Consider the following 17,981-nt stretch of genomic DNA (forward strand, 5'->3'; position numbering starts at 1 on the left):
TGCCGTGTCCCGGCAGCGCTCTGTTTTACTCATTGATATAAAGTTTTCCTTTTGCTGTCTGTCTCGTTTCATTTCCATAATCATCTCTTGCAATAACGTCAATTTTTGCTCCGCTTGCTTTGATGGAAGAAGTCGCCGTCCAGTAACCCTCATATCGTCCCGGAGAAATTTCTCTCAGCGGAAGCTCCGTCGCGTTTTGGGTCCCTGCCCGGGCGTTTGTCAGAGGCATACGGATCACGAATGAGGCGTCTAATTTCTTCCCGCTTGAAAAAGCGATTTTCACTGATTCTCCGGCTTTTAATTTTTTATCCGCTCCGGGAACCAATCCGGAGATGACGGGAGCGTGATAATTGACATCAATCACCGTCTTTTTCGTTGTTTTGTTACCCGCTTCGTCTGAGGCCGTGACTTTGATTTCGTTGCTGCCGTTTTCCAAAAGGATTCTTGCTTGATAAGAGCCGTCACTCACCTCGGCCTTTTTGCCGTTCACCTTCACCCATTTTAAATGGGCGTCGTAAGCTTTTCCTTTTACAGTCACCGCTTCTTTATTTGTTTTATCTCCGTTTGCCGGACTGTCAATCGTCACATCCGGCTTATCCTGATCGAGTATGACCGTGACAGGGCGTGACTCATCGGTTGATCCCTTGTCCGTCACAGATGCCGCCGTCAGCCGATTGGCATCTTTACGCAGTGTGACATCAGCCTGGAAATGGCCGTCTGCATCTGCTTTCGTTTCAGCGGCGGTTTTACCGTTATTGGTCAGGCGGACTGCGGTTCTTGGCGAAGCCGTTCCTTGCACCGTGATTGACTTCTTGTTTGTAAATGACCGGTCAACAGGCGACGTGATGTCAGGCACGGAAGCTTCGTAGTCGACTAAAGCCCTGATCATAAAGTTTCCGTCTGATTTATCGGCTTTTGACCAGCTGCCGTCGAGGTATTGCCAGTTTCTGTTCGAATATGGACTGCCGTCGTCAGATGACAGGGCAGGTGAATAAGGATCGGGTTTCGTCTGGCGGAGCACAAGATAAAAATCCTTTCCGACCTCGATTCCTTTTGAGCTGAGATCCACTTTGGTCCATTTTCCGTTTCGAAGCGCTTCAGCTTGGAACGGGCCGGCAATTTTGCTGCCCGGGCTCCCGTCAGGGCCGGATGCATCATATACTTCTGCTTGAAATTCGGTACCGCCCGGATCAGGCCAGTCCGCGCCCCAAAATTTAAAGAGGCCTCCTGTCAGCATACCGTGTTCTTTTCCGTCTTTAAGCGTCATCTTAACGGCAGATTTGCTGCCTGCCTTAAAATAGGACAGTCCGGCTTCTTCAGTCCCGTTATCATAAGCAATTTCCCCTTCATAGCCGATATACGGCTTAAGCTTGGCGTTTTTTTCAGCATCCCCTTTGATGTCAACAGAAAATTCGCTGTTGTAAAAGCCTTTTGCGGCTACTTTAATGGTGTATGAGCCTTCGTACGCCCGAAGCGAATATTCACCCTTGTCATTTGTCACCGCAGGCTCAATTGCAGCGTCCTCCACTACATAAAGCGCGGCCCCTTCCACCGGTTCGCCTGTCGACTGATTGGTGATGGTTCCTTTTAGCGTGCCGGACGGCATTTGTTCCAGTGTAAAGTCTGCCTGTGCGGTTTTGTCTGCTTGAACAGAAACTTGTTTTGCAGCGGGTTTAAATCCGTATGCCTCGGCTTTCAGCGTATAGTTTCCCGCTTTATGAGACAGGCTGTAGCTTCCGGTTGCGGGGTCGGAATACACGGATTTCCCCGTCTCGGCGACACTGATTTGCGCTCTGAGCGGCAGGAGATTCGTTTCACGTTTCACCGGTTTTCCGGATGATTTCACCGCCGGTTTGGCCAGTTTCGGACTGACGGCTTTTTTCTTCAGATGTCCGGGCGGTGTTTGTCTATTGTGTTTACTTTTTTTGGCCGCCTTGCCGAGAGGGCTGCTTGAAAGCCGGACGTCATCAATATACCATCCGTCTTCATTGAGTACTTCGTCTGACTGCATATTAAACATAAGCTTTATATTTTGGCCTTTATACGCGGATAAGTCTGCTTCTTCATCATTCCATCCTGCGGAGTCACCATTGTAAACAGCTGCCTGCTCCCAATTCGATTTTCCTTCCGGCAGAACGAACACGTACCCGTAATCAAAAAATTCTTCGAGCTTGTGCCAGCTTTTAAATTGCAAAAACAACCGTCCTGAATCTGGAACCTGGATCGGAGGCATCACTAAATTCATATTGGCCGAATCGGCATACGGTCCGGACAGATTCGTCGCATACACTTTATCTCCGGAAAATGCAGCGCCGGGGCCTGAACTCGGAATCCCCCATTCCCATTGGTCATGTGTCCCGTAACTGGACCAGCCGGCCGGCTGTGATTCAAAATCTTCTTTGTACCCCGCCGTAATGCTCGGTTTTACGTCAGCCCGGTACGTATCAGATTCTGCAGAATGACCCCCGAAATCTTTTATTGTCCATTTATAACTTACCGTGCTGCCCGTTACGTGCGGAATTTCTGCCTGGTAGAGCCCCTTTTTTTCATCACCGCTTTTTTGAACGGCGGCGATCGTTTTCCATTCTCCTTTATCAAATTGATAGGAAAGTAACACCTCAGTCACGCTTACATCGTCTTCTGCTGTAACCGTTAACGGCAGATTTGCCCCTTTGTAAGCTACTTGGACGGGTTCATGATGCCAGCTGGGCGGATTGTGATCTTCGCCCGCAGAAGATACTTTGCCTTCTACGCTTCCGATTCCGTCTGTTACGGCAGAAACGGCGTCAAAAGCATTGACTAAACCGTGGCCGTAGCCGTTATTCGGTGATTCCGGAAAAACGGAGTCTGTCAGCTTTTCAGCGGTGCGCGTCAAAACGTCTTCCATTTCATCAACCGTAATAGAAGCGTTCGCCTGCCTTAACAAAGCCGCCGTCGCCGCCACATGCGGCCCGGCCATTGAAGTTCCGTTCCAGCCGCCTTCATATGTTCCCCCAGGAATAGAGGAACGGATATTCACTCCCGGAGCCGAAATATCCGGCTTAGTTTCATGATACGGTGAGGGGCCTTGAAGTGAGAAATCAGCAAGTTTCTTGTCGATGTCAGTCGCGCCTGTCGCAAATGCTTCCGGATAATTGGCCGGATTTGCGATTGAACCAGGTCCTCCCGGTGTAAATAAATCTTCATTTCCCGCAGAGAATTCCGGAAAAATCTCGGCTGCTCTCCATGCATTCACCATATCGCGGTACCACTCGTCCATTCCTGAACCGCCTGCCCAGGAATTATTGACAACATCCGGCGCCATCTCGGGATGCGGAGTGCCGTTTTTATCTTTTGGCGCGAGCACCCACTCACCGGCATCCAAAATATCGGCATCGGTTCCTCCGTCATCTGAAAATGCTTTTACTGCGATCCATTTCGCGCCCGGAGCGACACCGATTTGATTTGAGCCGTCAGGTTCTGAACCCGTCATCGTGCCTGTTACATGAGTGCCGTGTTCAAGATCATCGTAGGGCGCGTCTTTTTTAGACACGGCATCATACCAGTTCATTTCATGGTTCGGCGCTGCGGGATTTTCAGGATCGTACCCCCGGTATTTTTCCTTAAGCGCCGGGTGATCCCACTGAACCCCTGTATCAATCGAGGCGACAACCGTACCGGTGCCGTCGTAACCAGAGGCCCAGGCCTTCGGCGCATCAATTTGGCTGATGTTCCATTCAACGCCTCCCTTTGCCTTGATCTCTTTTTGTTTTTTCTTCAATTGAAAAGGAGCTTTTGATTGAGTAAGCTGTCGCTTTTCATTCGGGAGAACTTTTTCTACTTCAGGAAATGAGGCAACTTTCTCCATTACCTCTTTCGAAGCCGTGACTGCCATTCCGTTGACAATATAATAGGAATGGATGCGGTCCGCCTTGCCTTTCTTTTTTTGTTTTTCCAAATATGTTTTTATATTCTGCTGGGCATCATGAGCCGCCAGTTTTAAAGAAGAGACGACCGCTGACCGCTTTTGATATTCTGTTTTTGCTGCCGAAAGCGATTGGGACTTGGCATTTTTCTCTGCTTCTTTAACCGCTTTTTTCGTATCGGCTTTCTCTTTAAATTTGATGAGAAATGTGACTTTATCATTTTTCTCAAAACGCTTCTTGACTGAATCGGAAATCTTATGCTGAACGCTCTTAGAGGAAGAAAGATCTTTGGTGGCAGAAACTGTTCCCGGTGTGGTCTCCGCTGCGGCTGCACCCGGAAACAGCAGTGAACTGACGACAATCGCGCTTAAAACGGAGCCTGTCCATCTGTTTCTCATTTTTTTCTTCAATCGTATCCCTCCTTATTTGGAAACGCAATATAAATTTGTATTCCTCCCCTCTCAATTGGAATGGTTTGTCATTTCGATGCTGCACGTTAAATGTAGACAATCTTCTATTCAGATATTGTCACATTCTGTCAGAAAGCCGGACGAAACTAGAAAACAATCAATTGGTCATAGGTATAAAGTTTCTATTTTCGTTGTATAGATCATGGGGATAGGCAGGAAGACTGAGCGAAAAAAGAAAAAGGACAAAACCATGTGGTTTTGTCCTTTTTGCATCAGCCGCGTTTGTTGCGGTTTCTTAAAAATGTAGGAATATCAAGGGCATCATCCGCCGGCTGTGAAGTATGGCGGTTTACCGTGTTTTGATGCTGTGTTTCTTCTCGTTTCGGCTCACGTTTCGCAGCAGGCTGGCTTTGAGACTTCAAGCCTTGGTTTAAACTCGGACGCTGCGGTTTTGAGTCGTCTTTCTCCTGTTCGATAAAACCAGTCGCGATGACGGTAACGACGATTTCATCTTTCAGATTTTCATTGATAACTGAACCGAAAATCATATTCACATCAGGATCAGACGCAGAAGCGACGATATCGGCTGCTTCCTGCACTTCGTAGAGGCTCAGATTTGTACCTCCCGTAATGTTCATTAAAACACCTTGCGCTCCGTCGATTGCCGCTTCAAGGAGCGGGCTGGAGATGGCCTTTTTAGCGGCTTCGGCAGCACGGCTTTCGCCTGTAGCGATCCCGATACCCATCAATGCTGAACCTTTGTTGGACATAATGGTTTTAACATCGGCAAAATCCAAGTTGATTAAACCGGGCGTCGCGATAAGGTCTGAGATACCTTGCACCCCTTGGCGAAGCACGTTATCAGCTTCACGGAATGCTTCAAGCATCGGTGTGTTTTTATCGACAATTTCTAAAATCCGGTCATTCGGAATAACGATCAGCGTGTCAACGGCTTCTTTCATCGCCGTGATACCGCCTGCAGCCTGCAGCTGGCGTTTTCGTCCTTCAAATGTAAACGGTCTTGTTACGACTCCGACAGTCAAAGCGCCTAAGTCTTTTGCGATTTGCGCAATAACCGGTGCGGCTCCCGTTCCGGTACCGCCTCCCATTCCGGCTGTAACGAACACCATGTCAGCGCCTTTTAACGCTTCTTCGATTTGTTCTTTACTTTCTTCAGCGGCTTTTTTGCCGACTTCCGGATTTGCTCCCGCTCCGAGACCGCGGGTCAGCTTTTCTCCGATCTGCATTTTCACTTCTGCTTTTGACAGGTTAAGAGCTTGCGCGTCCGTATTTACCGCGATGTACTCTACACCCTGTACTTCGTTTTCAATCATTCGGTTGACCGCGTTATTACCGCCGCCTCCTACTCCGATTACTTTAATTGATGCTAAGCCGTCTATGTTTGTTTCGAAATCCAACATGCTAAATCCTCCTAATCTGCCGAATGACTATCAATCTATTCCCAAAACATGCTTAATAGTTTTTTCATTTTGCTCGGTTTGTTGTGTTCGGCTTGTGTTTTTTGTTTTGCTTTTGGACGCTGCTGCGCCTCAGGCCGCTGATGATGTTCTTCTTCGTGAGAGACCGCGATTTCCTGCACGGCTTCTTCCGGCATATGAAAGCCTATTTTTCTTCCCTGAATTCTGGCATTTCGGCAGGCAAATTGTATCAAGCCGACACCCGTCATATATTGAGGGTCTCTTACACCGATATAATTCGGGCTTGCGACCCTGACATTGTGCCTCAGCACTTCCTGTGCCAATGAAAGCACGCCGGGCATTGCGGCCTGTCCGCCGGTCAGCACAAAGCCGCCGGGCAGATCTGTAATTCCCATATGCTCAATTTCGGCTGCGGCAATCTCAAGAATCTCTTCCACTCTTGCTTCAATAATATTGGCAATTTCCTGCTGTGTAAAAGATTGCTTTTGATTCGTTCCTATGACGGTGACTTCAAATACTTCATCTTCTGAAGCCTCATCGTAGAATGCATGTCCGAATTGTTTTTTTACTCTTTCAGCCTCTTCGGTGGAAGTGCGCAATCCGATCGATACATCTTTCGTGATGTTTTCGCCTCCGAGCGGAATGACGGCTGTCTCCTTCAGGTGCCCCTGTTCAAATACCGCCACCGTCGTCGAACCGCCGCCGATATCAATCATGGCGACTCCGAGGTTTTTTTCGTCTTTTGACAAAGCCGCTGAACCGGCCGCAAGCGGCTGCAGGCAGATATCTGTAATTTCGACGCCCGCTCTCTCCACACAGCGAAGCAAATTATGTAAGATCGTTTTGGAGCCGGTAATCAGCGTGCCTTCTACTTCCAGGCGCACGCCGAGCATTTTTTTCGGATCGGTAATTTCGTCTCTTCCGTCAACGATAAACTGTTTCGGAACGACGTCAACGATCAGCTGCTCGTGCGGAACTGACACGACCTGTGCCGCTTCCATTACCCTGCGGACGTCTTCAACGTGAATTTCTTTGTTTTCACTGGAAACAGCGACAACGCCGTTCGTATCTTGAATATGAATATAATTTCCATTAACGCCGACAATGGCTTTTTTCAGCGGAAAACCTACCATTCTTTCAGCTTGGTCAAACGCTTTTCTTATAGAATGAACGGTTTCATCTATATCAACGATTGAGCCTTTTTTCAACCCTTCAGACGGTACATTTCCCACTCCGATAATGTTAAGGGAATCATCTGTCATTTCTCCGACGATCACTTTTGTATTGGACGTACCGATGTCAAGACTGACGTAAAGTTCATTGTTGTTCATTCTATGGCACCTCCTCACATTTCGATCAAATTCTATTCTATTATTTGCGGAACAACAATACAATGGATGTGGCTTTACAAGTGTGTAACAAAAACAACAGCATCAACAAATTTTCATCTGATTTCTCACAATTTATGTTTAATGAAACTATTCGTTATATTCTATGTATATCCTCTTTTATATCGCATTTTTTTTATTTTTTTTGGAGATGGCCCACCTTACCGTAAGATTTCTTGTCACGGGGTCATCCTGTGCAATCCAGATGCAAATATACCCGCTTTCCATTAGTCTACACTAAGATGAACCTTCAGAAAAGCGATAGATATTGCCAGAAACATCCGAAAAAAGAAGAAACAGGAGGAAAATTCCAAATGCAATGATCACTGCAGAAGACACGCCCATTGCATTAAGAATTTTCCGCTTGTCCGGCAGCCGGAATCCCCGGCAAAAAACAAACATAGTCATAACTATTCCGCTATCGGTTATATCGGCTGCCATGCTAATTGTAACAGTCCCTTTTGAATCACCTTAAAATTAGTTCTTTAGAACTATTGATCAGTTTCTTTTTTCTTGCCGGATTTACCTTTTTTAAATTCTTCAAAATATGTAGCGACTTCTAAGTGGATAATTCCCTTTTTTCCGCCGTCCAGCTGAGAAACGATAGAAGGATAGGTCTTCATCCGGGCGGCAAACGTTTTAATTGAAGCGGTCACCACATATCCGTCGTTCATATACAGCTTAATCCGGTCCTGATCCATTTTTACCGGAGTGTAGTAGATTTCAGAAATCGACTGCTTTAACGAACCTGAAAGCTTATCAAGCTGATCTGCCATTTTGACCCGCTTTTTCGCGTTTGTCCAGTCTACCAAAATCGGACCCGCGTCATCGGGCGTGACTTCATTCGGCAGCACGGTGCCGTTCTCCAGCACTTCATAATACACATCATTCCGCTGCAGATACGCGATAGTCTTATATTCTTCAATGTGAATTCTGACTTTGTTAGGAAATGCTTTTGAAAGCTCCGCCTTTTTCACCAGCTTATTCTGCTCAATCTTTTCTTCTGTTTTTTTCTTGTTCAGACTCCAGAACTCGGTCTGTCCGTTATGTATATCAGAAAGCGCGCTGATCTCTTTTACAGACACGTTTTCGTTTCCGGATACGGTGACAGAAGAGACTTTGCTGATCGGCATCTGCAAATACACGATGATTAAAACCATCATAAAAAAGAGCACAATGAATGAAATCAGCCGGCGGTTTGCTTTTTGTTTCCGCTGCTCTTTGATTTTCGGAATCCGTTCTTCAATATTTACGATTTTTTCTCTTTCATGATTCGGGTTCACTGCCTGTCCACCTCGCTAAGAATGAAACAGCTTGACATTCGTCTGATTGAAAAACAAACGGCATGCTGTGATGCCGTTTGACATTTGTTAAAAGTATATCACATGAGCTCACGGAAATCAGAGAACCTTTTAGCGATTCCCGCCGATGATTTCAACTTCTGTATGCATGTCAACATCATACTGCTCACGGATGGTCTTTTTCACATACTCAATCAGGTCAAGGACGTCCTTAGCAGTCGCCCCGCCGGCATTGACGATAAAATTCCCGTGCATTTCGGACACTTTCGCTCCGCCGATCTGATATCCTTTTAATCCCGCTTTTTCAACGAGGTTTCCGGCATGATCCGGCAGCGGATTTCTGAATATGCTTCCCGCGCAGGGGCTTGAGTACGGCTGAGTATTTTTTCTGTAATCTTTGTTTTGCTGCATTTGCGCCGTGATGGCTTCCCGTTCCTTTTGCTCAAGCTTTAGAATTGCCTCAAGACACACGCCGGGACGTTTTTTCTGCAATACAGACGTTCTGTAGCTGAAGTCCATCTCTTCGTTCGTCAGCCATTCGATCGTGCCGTCTTCAAATAAGATACGGGCTTTCACAAGAATCTCACTCATATCAGATCCATGCGCCCCCGCATTCATATAGACGGCTCCGCCGATTGATCCCGGAATGCCTGCTGCAAATTCGAGTCCGGACATTCCTTTTTTACTCATCGAAGTCGCAAGACGGACGACTGAATAACCGCCTCCGACCGTCACCTGATCGCCGTCAATCTCCAAATGATCGAGACCCGCTCCCAGCTTAATAACAACTCCCCTTATGCCTTCATCAAGCACGAGCAGATTTGAACCGCGGCCGATAACCGTCCATGGCAGGTCATGTTTTTTCACAATATCCATAATATCTTTGACCGCTTCCACACGGTTGGGGATGATTAAAATGTCCGCCGGACCGCCAATTTTCATCGTTGTATGATTCGCGAGCGGTTCTTGTTCCAGCACTTTGCCGACTTCGCGGTCTCTTAATTCCTGAATTACGTTCTCCATCGTAAACCTCCGCATTCCATTTGCTCTATTTTTTAATGTCTTCCATGATACTGTACAGTCTGGCTGCCGCATCGGGAACACCGAGTGATTTTGTCCGCTCACTCATGTCTTTTAGCGTTTCGTCATTCATTACGATTTTGTCCAGCGCAGCGATCAGTTTTTCTCCGCTGAGCTCGGTTTCTTTCAGTACGATTGCAGCGTCATGCTGGCTGAGCGCCTTCGCATTGACTTCCTGGTGATTGGCTGTCACGTACGGGCTCGGAATGAGCACACTCGGAATGCCGAGTGCGGTGATTTCCGCAATCGTTGTCGCCCCGGCTCTGGCCACAATAACATCGATTGATTTTAAGTACTCCGGCATTTGGTGCAAAAACGGTTTTGTCACCATATTATCAGCGGCTTTTCCGCCTTTCAGCTCAGCCGTTACCTTCTCATAATGCACTTCCCCGGTAATATAAAGCACTTGGTAAGGTCTCGTTTTCAATTCTTCCTGCATATCAATAACGGCACGGTTAATAGGAGCCGCACCTCTGCTTCCGCCGAAAATGAGCACCGTTTTTTGATCTTCTTTCAGCCCGAATTCAGTTAACGAGCGGCCTGTCTTAATTGAGACGACTTCAGAGGCTCTCGGGTTTCCCGTAAAAACAACTTTTTCAGCAGGAAAATGCGATTTTGCCTCTTCAAAGCAAATCGCCACCTTATTAACATATTTCGAGAGAAACTTATTCGTGATGCCCGGAAGGCTGTTTTGCTCATGAATGATCGTCGGAATTCCCATTTTTGCCGCCGCGTATACAACTGGACCGCATACATAGCCGCCTGTGCCGATAACGGCATCCGGTTTAAACTCTTTTAAATACGATTTGCTTTTCTTCACGCCTTTTAAGAAACGCATGACGGTTTTTACATTTTCAAAAGAAAGTTTTCGTTTGAAACCTGTAATTTCAATGGCGCGAAACGGAATATTTTCCCTTTCAACAATTTTTTTCTCAAGACCGTTCTCTGTTCCGATATATAAAAATTCCACGTCCGGGTGCCGGCGCTGAACTTCTTTAATAAAGGCCAAAGCCGGATAAATATGTCCTCCGGTTCCGCCCCCGCTTACTGCAATACGCATTCGTATGTCCCCCTTAATCACATAGCGATAACCCTGTTTTTTAGGACAGGGTTATTGATGTTGTCTGTTTTTTTATAAATGACGAATATATCATGAGTGATGAGGCAAGATACAGATCAATACCTCGAGTACCGGCTGACATTTAAAAGCACGCCGACCGCTGCAAGCATCAGCGTCAATGATGACCCTCCGTAGCTTAAAAACGGCAGCGTAATTCCTGTTACCGGGATCAGCCCCGTCACAACACCGATATTAATCATGACTTGAATAGCAATCATAGAAATAATGCCGATGGCGACAAAGCTTCCGTATAAATCCGGAGCGCCGAGCGCAATCCTGACGCCCCGCCATAATAAAATACTGAACAGCAGCAATATGAGCGATCCGCCGATAAAGCCGAGTTCCTCAGATAAGATAGCAAAAATGAAATCGGTTTGCGGCTCCGGCAGGTAAAAAAACTTTTGCCGGCTTTGGCCGAGCCCCATTCCGAACAGACCGCCCGGACCTACGGCATAGAGCGACTGAATGATCTGAAATCCGCTTCCAAGCGGGTCCTCCCACGGGTTTAAGTAGGAGGTGATCCGTTTAATCCGATAAGGAGCGGACAGAACAAGCGCCGCAAATCCGCTTAAACCGATGAGTCCGAGAAACGCGAAATGAGCGATTCGCGCACCGGAAACAAATATCATCACGATGCACGTGCCCACCATCACCGTCCCCGTTCCAAGGTCGGGCTGGCACATGATAATAATAAATGCAGAAAACACGATTCCGAGCGCGGGAACGAATCCGCGTCTGAATGACGTAATGTTCTTCTGTTTTTCAGAAAGAAATTTAGCCAGAAACGCAATCATCGCGAGTTTCATAAACTCCGAAGGCTGAATGCTGAACGCGCCCACTCCGATCCAGCTTCTTGAACCGTTCCGCACCATTCCGACTCCCGGAATCAGTACAAGCACAAGCAGGAAAAAACAAATGATCAGAAGCAGCTTCGACCATGTGCGCCATGTCCAATAATCCACATTCATAATGAAAAACATGGCAATGACGCCGATTCCCGCAAACAGCAGCTGCCGTTTCGCAAAGAAAAACGAGTCGTCAAATTTATAATCCGCCCAAACCGCACTTGCACTGTAAACCATAATTAATCCTATTGTTAAAAGCAATAACGTAATGATAACTAATAACAAATCAGGCGCTGTTTTTTTAGTAGTCAAAGCAATCGACACCCCAAGCATAAGTCATTTAGGGCTGCCGATGAACAGAGACAAGCCCTTACTTAAGCATATGCACGGCATCTATAAACATGTCACCGCGTTCTTCAAATGTTTTGAACTGATCCCAGCTTGCACACGCAGGTGACAAGAGGATGACGTCTCCTTCATTTGAGAGCGCAAACGCCGCAGATACTGCTTGTTCAACATTATCGACACGTTTGACATGTTGTATTCCCAGCTCATTGCCCAGTTTTTCTATCTTCGGCGCCGTCTGGCCGAACGTAAGGACCGCTTTGACATTGTCCATATACGGTTTCAGATCGTCAAAGCCGTTGCCGCGGTCAAGTCCGCCTGCAAGCAGTATAACCGGAGCTTTGAACGCGGAGAGCGCTTTGCTTGTGGCCAAAATATTCGTCGCTTTGCTGTCATTATAAAATTTACGATTCTGAATCGCAGTCACATACTGCAAACGGTGTTTAACACCGGTAAAGCTTGTCAGCACCTTCTGAATCGCTTTATTGGATGCGCCCGCCGTTTTTGCAGCGGCTACAGCAGCTAGAATATTTTCTAAATTGTGCGCGCCCGGCAATACGATGTCATCAACAGGCAGAATCGCTTCATCGCCGAACATCAGCATTCCGTCTTTAATGAATGCGCCGCCGGACAGTTCCTGATGAACTGAAAACGGAACGGTGCCGGCTTTTCCGCCTTCAGCAAGCCGCACGACTGTTTCATCGCTTTGGTTTACGATGGCCGTATCGCTCTCAAGCTGATGCAGATACACCTTCTGCTTGGCTTTTTCGTAATTTTCACGGCTGTGGTGATAATCCAAATGAGCGTCAAATACATTTAAAATCAGGCCGATTTCAGGTCTGAACGCATGAGTCCCCATCAGCTGAAACGAAGAAAGCTCCGTGACGATCCATTCATCACCGTCAGCACGATAAGCCACTTCACTGGCGACAGTGCCGATATTCCCCGCGATCAGCGCCTTTATCGAGTCAGCCTTCAGCATTTCGTAGACCAGGGTCGTCGTTGTCGTTTTCCCATTCGAGCCTGTAATGCCGATGAATTTTGCATTGGTGATATAATACGCAAGCTCGATTTCCGTCCAAACCGGGATGCCTCTTCTTTGCGCTTCCTCCACCATAATATTTTCATACGGGATTCCGGGATTTTTGATCAGAATGGTTATATCATGCTGATCAAAAAGTGATGTCGGATGTTCACCGCAGATAACCTCAATTCCTCTTTCTGAAAGCCTTTGGGCAGGTTCGTTTTCTTCAAAGGCTTTTTGATCATTTACGACGACGTTAATGCCTTTTTCATGAAGAATTGACGCAGCCGCATATCCGCTTTTCGCCAGTCCGAGGACCAGAAAGTTTTGTTTTTGCAAAAAAAGTTCGTTTTCCACTTATAACCACACCTCGATGTAAATTCCTAAAACGGCAAGCAGCAGTCCAGCAGTCCAGAATGTGACGACAACTCTCCATTCAGACCATCCGACCAATTCGTAATGGTGGTGAAGCGGACTCATTTTAAAGATTCGTTTTCCTGTCGTTTTAAAGCTGATGACTTGTAAGATAACAGATAAGGTCTCAATCACAAAAACTCCGCCGATAATGACGAGCAGAATTTCAAGCTTCGTCAGAATGGCAACGGTCACGATCGCTCCTCCAAGCGCAAGCGACCCGGTATCCCCCATAAATACTTTGGCGGGATGGGCGTTGAATACAAGAAAACCGAGAACGGCGCCGACAACGGCAACCGAGAAAATCGCAACGTCATATTGTGACTGGTTCCACGCAAGGATCGCGAAAGCGCCGAATGCAATAGCAGCAGTACCGGACAAGAGACCGTCCAGACCGTCTGTCAGGTTGACGGCGTTTGAACCTCCGACAAGCATAAAGAGAACGAGGATAAAGTATCCCCAGCCGAGATCGATTGACAGATGTGTTCCCGGCACCCTGATGCCGGTTGAAAAATGGCAGTAATGATATACTCCGTAGAATACAATGGCGATAATGATCTGGCCGATCAATTTCTGCTTCGACGTTAATCCGAGATTCCGTTTCATCACCACTTTAATATAATCATCCAAAAAGCCGAGCAGGCCGTATCCGATCGTGACAAACAGCAGAAGAAACATTTCCGCGCTCAAATGCGAAAATTTCTGCGTCATGACAATCGCCGTAATGGCGATGGATACGATAATCATGACCCCGCCCATCGTCGGCGTCCCTGATTTTTTCATATGTGATTTCGGCCCTTCTTCCCTGATGCTCTGGCCGAATTTTAAACGTCTTAAAAACGGGATAAGAATCGGAGATATCAGAACACTGATTAAAAATCCCATTATTATTGTAAATAAAATCACTTGCTCAAGCATTGCTCTTTTCTCCTCCCGTTTCGTTCAAACGACATACGTATTTATCATATTCACATTGTTTCCCCGTAATTCTTTTCATTTCCCTCATTCTAACACTCTTTCCTGTTTTACTTTTTATTCAGCTCAACGATAGCTCTTCCCGCTACTTCGGCGTCATCAAAGTCGAATGTTTCATTGCCGATCTGCTGATAGGTTTCATGCCCTTTTCCGGCAATCAGGACCACATCACCCTTTTTTGCGTTGGCAATGGCAAAAAAGATGGCCTGCTCGCGGTTGGCGATACTGTGATAGTAAGTTCCTTCTACTCCTCTTTCCATATCTCTTAATATGGCCAGCGGGTCCTCGCTTCTAGGGTTATCTGAGGTAAAGATCGGTTCGTCGGCGATCCGCACCGCAATTTCCGCCATTTTCGGGCGTTTTGTTTTGTCCCGGTCACCGCCGCAGCCTACGACGACGAAAAGCTTGCCTTCTGTCATGTCTTTGCATGTATTCAGGACGTTTTCCAGACTGTCAGGCGTGTGCGCGTAATCGACGACGACAGGAAACGGCTGATTGTGATTCACCAGTTCAAACCGGCCCCTGACACCTTGCAGCTCTTCAAGAGCGCTTGTGATCGTATCGAACGGGAGACCCGCTGCGATCGCTGTCGCCGCTGCAGCCAGTACGTTATACACGTTGAACCGGCCGACGAGTGAAACCGTGATCTGCTTTGTTCCTTTTGGCGTAACGAGTTCAAAGCTTGTGCCTTGCGCAGAGATCTCAATTTGTTTCGCCATGACATCGGCATCATTTTCGATTCCGTATGTAAGGATGTGCGCCGCCGTCACTCTTTCAAAATAAGCGCTGGCTTTGTCATCTGCGTTTAAAACGGCCCGCTTCGGCTTTTCATGGTTGAAAGAGCCGCCCAGCTGCGAAAACAGGAGGCTTTTAGCCTGTCTGTAGTCTTCCATCGTCTTGTGATAGTCTAAATGGTCCTGCGTCAGATTCGTGAACACGGCGATATCATAATCGCAGCCGTGAACCCTGCCGAGTGACAGAGCGTGAGAAGATACTTCCATAATAGCTGTATCAACATGCTCGTCATTCATTTTCTTGAACGTTTTTTGCAGTGTGACGCTTTCGGGTGTTGTATTTTTGACCGGGAATGTCTCATCACCGATTTTAATGTACATCGTTCCGATTAAACCGGTCTGTCTTCCCGCTTTTTTGAAAATCTCATCCACCATATGCGTCGTTGATGTCTTGCCGTTTGTGCCGGTGATGCCGATAAGCTGAAGTTTCTTTGTCGGCTGCCCGTAAAACGCGTCAGAAAGAACGCTGAGCGCCCGCTGTGACCGGCGGACGATAATGACAGGAATATCGACGTCAAGCTCTTTCTCGGCGACGATGGCAGCTGCGCCGTTTTCTGCGGCTTTTTGGGCGAAATCATGTCCGTCCACCGTATACCCTTTTATACACACAAAAAGACTCCCTTTTCTCACTTCCCTGGAGTCCATCTCAATTGAAGTTATATCAGGGTCATGAAAGTCATTTTGAACAGGTTCGGCCATTAAATATGTAAGCAGCTTTGTAAGTTTCATTGTATCAAACCTCTCAGAAATTCTATTCATTCTTTTATCATGATAATTGTTTATAAAAGTCAGAATGGCTTTTAAACATACAGTTCATATTTTAGCGTAAATAAAAGGATACATCCAGTTAATCTTAAAAGTTATCTTCTTTTTTTCTCTTTATGATAAAAGGCAGCCGAAAACAATCGGCTGCCTCAAAAAGACTCATTCTTCACTCAAGTAAACACGGATCTTCGAGCCTTCTTTTACTTTCGTTCCGGCTGCAGGTGATTGTTTCACAATTTTGCTTCCTTTTCCTGAGGAGTCTATATTTAAATTGACAAGCAGCGACTCAAGATCAGAGACAGACATCCCTACAACATTCGGAACCTCTATTGTTTTTGTGTCGTTCCATTGATATTTTTTCTCGATTTGATTTTTTCGCGGTTTGACGCCGAGCTCCGGCAGACTGTCTCTCATAATATTTCCGACAATCGGCGCGGCGACGGTTCCCCCGAATTGAATCGTGCCTTTCGGATTATCAACCGCGACATATACGACAAGGCTCGGGTCATCAGCCGGCGCAAAACCGATAAAGGAGACGATATGATTGTTTTCGAGATATTTGCCGTCTTTGACCTTTTGCGCCGTTCCTGTTTTTCCGCCGACGCGATATCCTTCTACAAAGGCATTCCGCCCCGTTCCTTGCGCGACGACGCTTTCTAAAGCGTATCTGATCTGCTTTGACGTTTCCTGGGAAATAACTTGTCTTTTCGCAATCGGCGATTGTTTCTTAACGGTTTTTTTCGTAACGGGATCAACCCACTCTTTGGCGATAAACGGAGTATAAAGCGTTCCGCCGTTTATTGCTGCGGATACTGCTGCCACCTGCTGAATCGGCGTGACGGAAACCCCTTGTCCGAAAGCGGTTGTCGCCTGTTCGACCGGGCCGACTCTGTCAAGCGGAAATAAGATTCCCGTTCCTTCCCCCTGCAGATCGATGCCTGTTTTCTTTCCAAATCCGAAGTCCTTAATATATTGAAACAGCTTTTGTTTTCCGAGCCGTTCCCCAAGCTGTACAAACCCAGGGTTGCAGGAATTTTGAACGACTTCAAGGTAAGACTGCGAACCGTGGCCGCCCTTTTTCCAGCATCTGAGGCGGGCGCCGTCCACCTCGGCAAATCCTTTGTCATAAAAGTGATCTCTTTGCAAGTTTACTTTTTGCTCTTGGAGCGCCGCCGCAAGCGTAATAATCTTAAAGGTCGAACCTGGTTCATACGTGCTCCATACCGGCAGATTCCGGTTGTAAACGGACGGATCCACTGATTGATAGTCAGCCGGATCAAAATCAGGACGGCTTGACATTCCCAGCACTTCTCCGTTTTTCGGATTCATTGCGACCGCAATCATTCCGTCCGGGTTGTATTTCGCTGCTGCATTGTCGAGCTCTCGTTCTATAATCGTCTGAACCTTAGCATCAATCGTCAATTTCATATCAAGTCCGTCTTTCGGAGGGGTGTAATCATCCGCTTCATCAGGCATTTTCTTCCCCTTGGCATCCGTATAAAATTTCACGGAGCCCTTTACACCTTTTAAGTCATCATCATAATAAGCCTCCAGTCCGAGAAGGCCCTGGTTATCAATACCGGCAAAACCGAGAACATGGGACAAAAAGCTTCCGTACGGATAATGACGGATGCTGTCTTCAGCTACATAAACCCCTTTTAAATCGAGCGCTTTGATTTCTTTCGCTTTTTTATTTGAAATTTTCCGGCCCTCGGGTGAGATTTTTTCTATGGAAGTTTTCTTTGTAATGTGTTTATAGACCTTCTCTTCCGACATATTTAAAACTGACGCGAGAAGCTTGCCCGTTTTTATGGGATTTTGAATCTGGCGCGGTACGACAAAGACGGTCGGCGCGCTTTTATTAGTAGCCAGCTTCACGCCGTTCCGGTCAAGGATCTCTCCCCGCTCAGGCTCAAACGGCAAATTCCGGCTCCAGGAATCCTTAGCCAGCGAAGTCAGCTTTTCCCCCATTACAAATTGGACATAGCCTAATCTGCTGTCAATGATCAAAAAAATGATCACGCCAAAAAGCAAAACCAGTAATAAACGTTTTCGAACCGTTACATTTGAAACGCGCAAGGGACCGTCCACTCCTTATTTAGGCTTGTTTCATTTTATGCCTCAGCTTGGATACATAGAACGGCGCGCATAAAAAAGAAGCCCGCGGGCATCCGCG

The 17,981-nt window shown here is 46.8% G+C and carries 11 protein-coding genes; all 11 read right to left on the minus strand.

What is annotated here, in order from left to right:
• Window positions 1–25 precede the first annotated feature (25 nt).
• Window positions 26–4,315 (minus strand): S8 family peptidase, encoded by a 4,290-nt coding sequence (locus Y79_RS0102070; protein ID WP_016936202.1) that lies wholly within the window; start codon window positions 4,313–4,315, stop codon window positions 26–28.
• A 272-nt stretch (window positions 4,316–4,587) separates the two neighbouring features.
• Window positions 4,588–5,736 carry a cell division protein FtsZ gene (gene ftsZ / locus Y79_RS0102075; RefSeq protein ID WP_016936203.1) on the minus strand — a complete coding sequence of 383 codons (1,149 nt, stop codon included), beginning with the start codon at window positions 5,734–5,736 and terminating at the stop codon, window positions 4,588–4,590.
• 35 nt (window positions 5,737–5,771) lie between these two features.
• Window positions 5,772–7,085: a cell division protein FtsA gene (ftsA, locus tag Y79_RS0102080; protein WP_003154425.1), complete on the minus strand. Its 1,314-nt coding sequence runs from the start codon at window positions 7,083–7,085 to the stop codon at window positions 5,772–5,774.
• 548 nt (window positions 7,086–7,633) lie between these two features.
• Entirely contained in the window at window positions 7,634–8,425 is a 792-nt protein-coding gene (locus Y79_RS0102090) for a cell division protein FtsQ/DivIB (protein ID WP_016936205.1), read from the minus strand.
• A gap of 129 nt (window positions 8,426–8,554) precedes the next feature.
• Entirely contained in the window at window positions 8,555–9,466 is a 912-nt protein-coding gene (murB, locus tag Y79_RS0102095; RefSeq protein WP_016936206.1) for a UDP-N-acetylmuramate dehydrogenase, read from the minus strand.
• A 25-nt stretch (window positions 9,467–9,491) separates the two neighbouring features.
• Window positions 9,492–10,583, minus strand: a complete 1,092-nt coding sequence (gene murG / locus Y79_RS0102100) for an undecaprenyldiphospho-muramoylpentapeptide beta-N-acetylglucosaminyltransferase (protein WP_016936207.1) — start codon at window positions 10,581–10,583, stop codon at window positions 9,492–9,494.
• Window positions 10,584–10,699: 116 nt separating this feature from the next.
• Window positions 10,700–11,800 carry a stage V sporulation protein E gene (gene spoVE / locus Y79_RS0102105; protein WP_003154430.1) on the minus strand — a complete coding sequence of 367 codons (1,101 nt, stop codon included), beginning with the start codon at window positions 11,798–11,800 and terminating at the stop codon, window positions 10,700–10,702.
• Window positions 11,801–11,858: 58 nt separating this feature from the next.
• Window positions 11,859–13,214 (minus strand): UDP-N-acetylmuramoyl-L-alanine--D-glutamate ligase, encoded by a 1,356-nt coding sequence (murD, locus tag Y79_RS0102110; protein WP_016936208.1) that lies wholly within the window; start codon window positions 13,212–13,214, stop codon window positions 11,859–11,861.
• Complete coding sequence (mraY, locus tag Y79_RS0102115) at window positions 13,215–14,189, minus strand: phospho-N-acetylmuramoyl-pentapeptide-transferase (protein ID WP_007409707.1); 975 nt, start codon at window positions 14,187–14,189, stop codon at window positions 13,215–13,217. It abuts the gene before it with no gap.
• Window positions 14,190–14,296: 107 nt separating this feature from the next.
• Window positions 14,297–15,769: a UDP-N-acetylmuramoyl-L-alanyl-D-glutamate--2,6-diaminopimelate ligase gene (locus tag Y79_RS0102120; protein ID WP_016936209.1), complete on the minus strand. Its 1,473-nt coding sequence runs from the start codon at window positions 15,767–15,769 to the stop codon at window positions 14,297–14,299.
• Window positions 15,770–15,964: 195 nt separating this feature from the next.
• Window positions 15,965–17,884, minus strand: a complete 1,920-nt coding sequence (locus Y79_RS0102125) for a stage V sporulation protein D (protein WP_016936210.1) — start codon at window positions 17,882–17,884, stop codon at window positions 15,965–15,967.
• Window positions 17,885–17,981: the final 97 nt, after the last annotated feature.

It is taken from the genome of Bacillus siamensis KCTC 13613 (assembly GCF_000262045.1).
Taxonomy (GTDB): domain Bacteria; phylum Bacillota; class Bacilli; order Bacillales; family Bacillaceae; genus Bacillus; species Bacillus siamensis.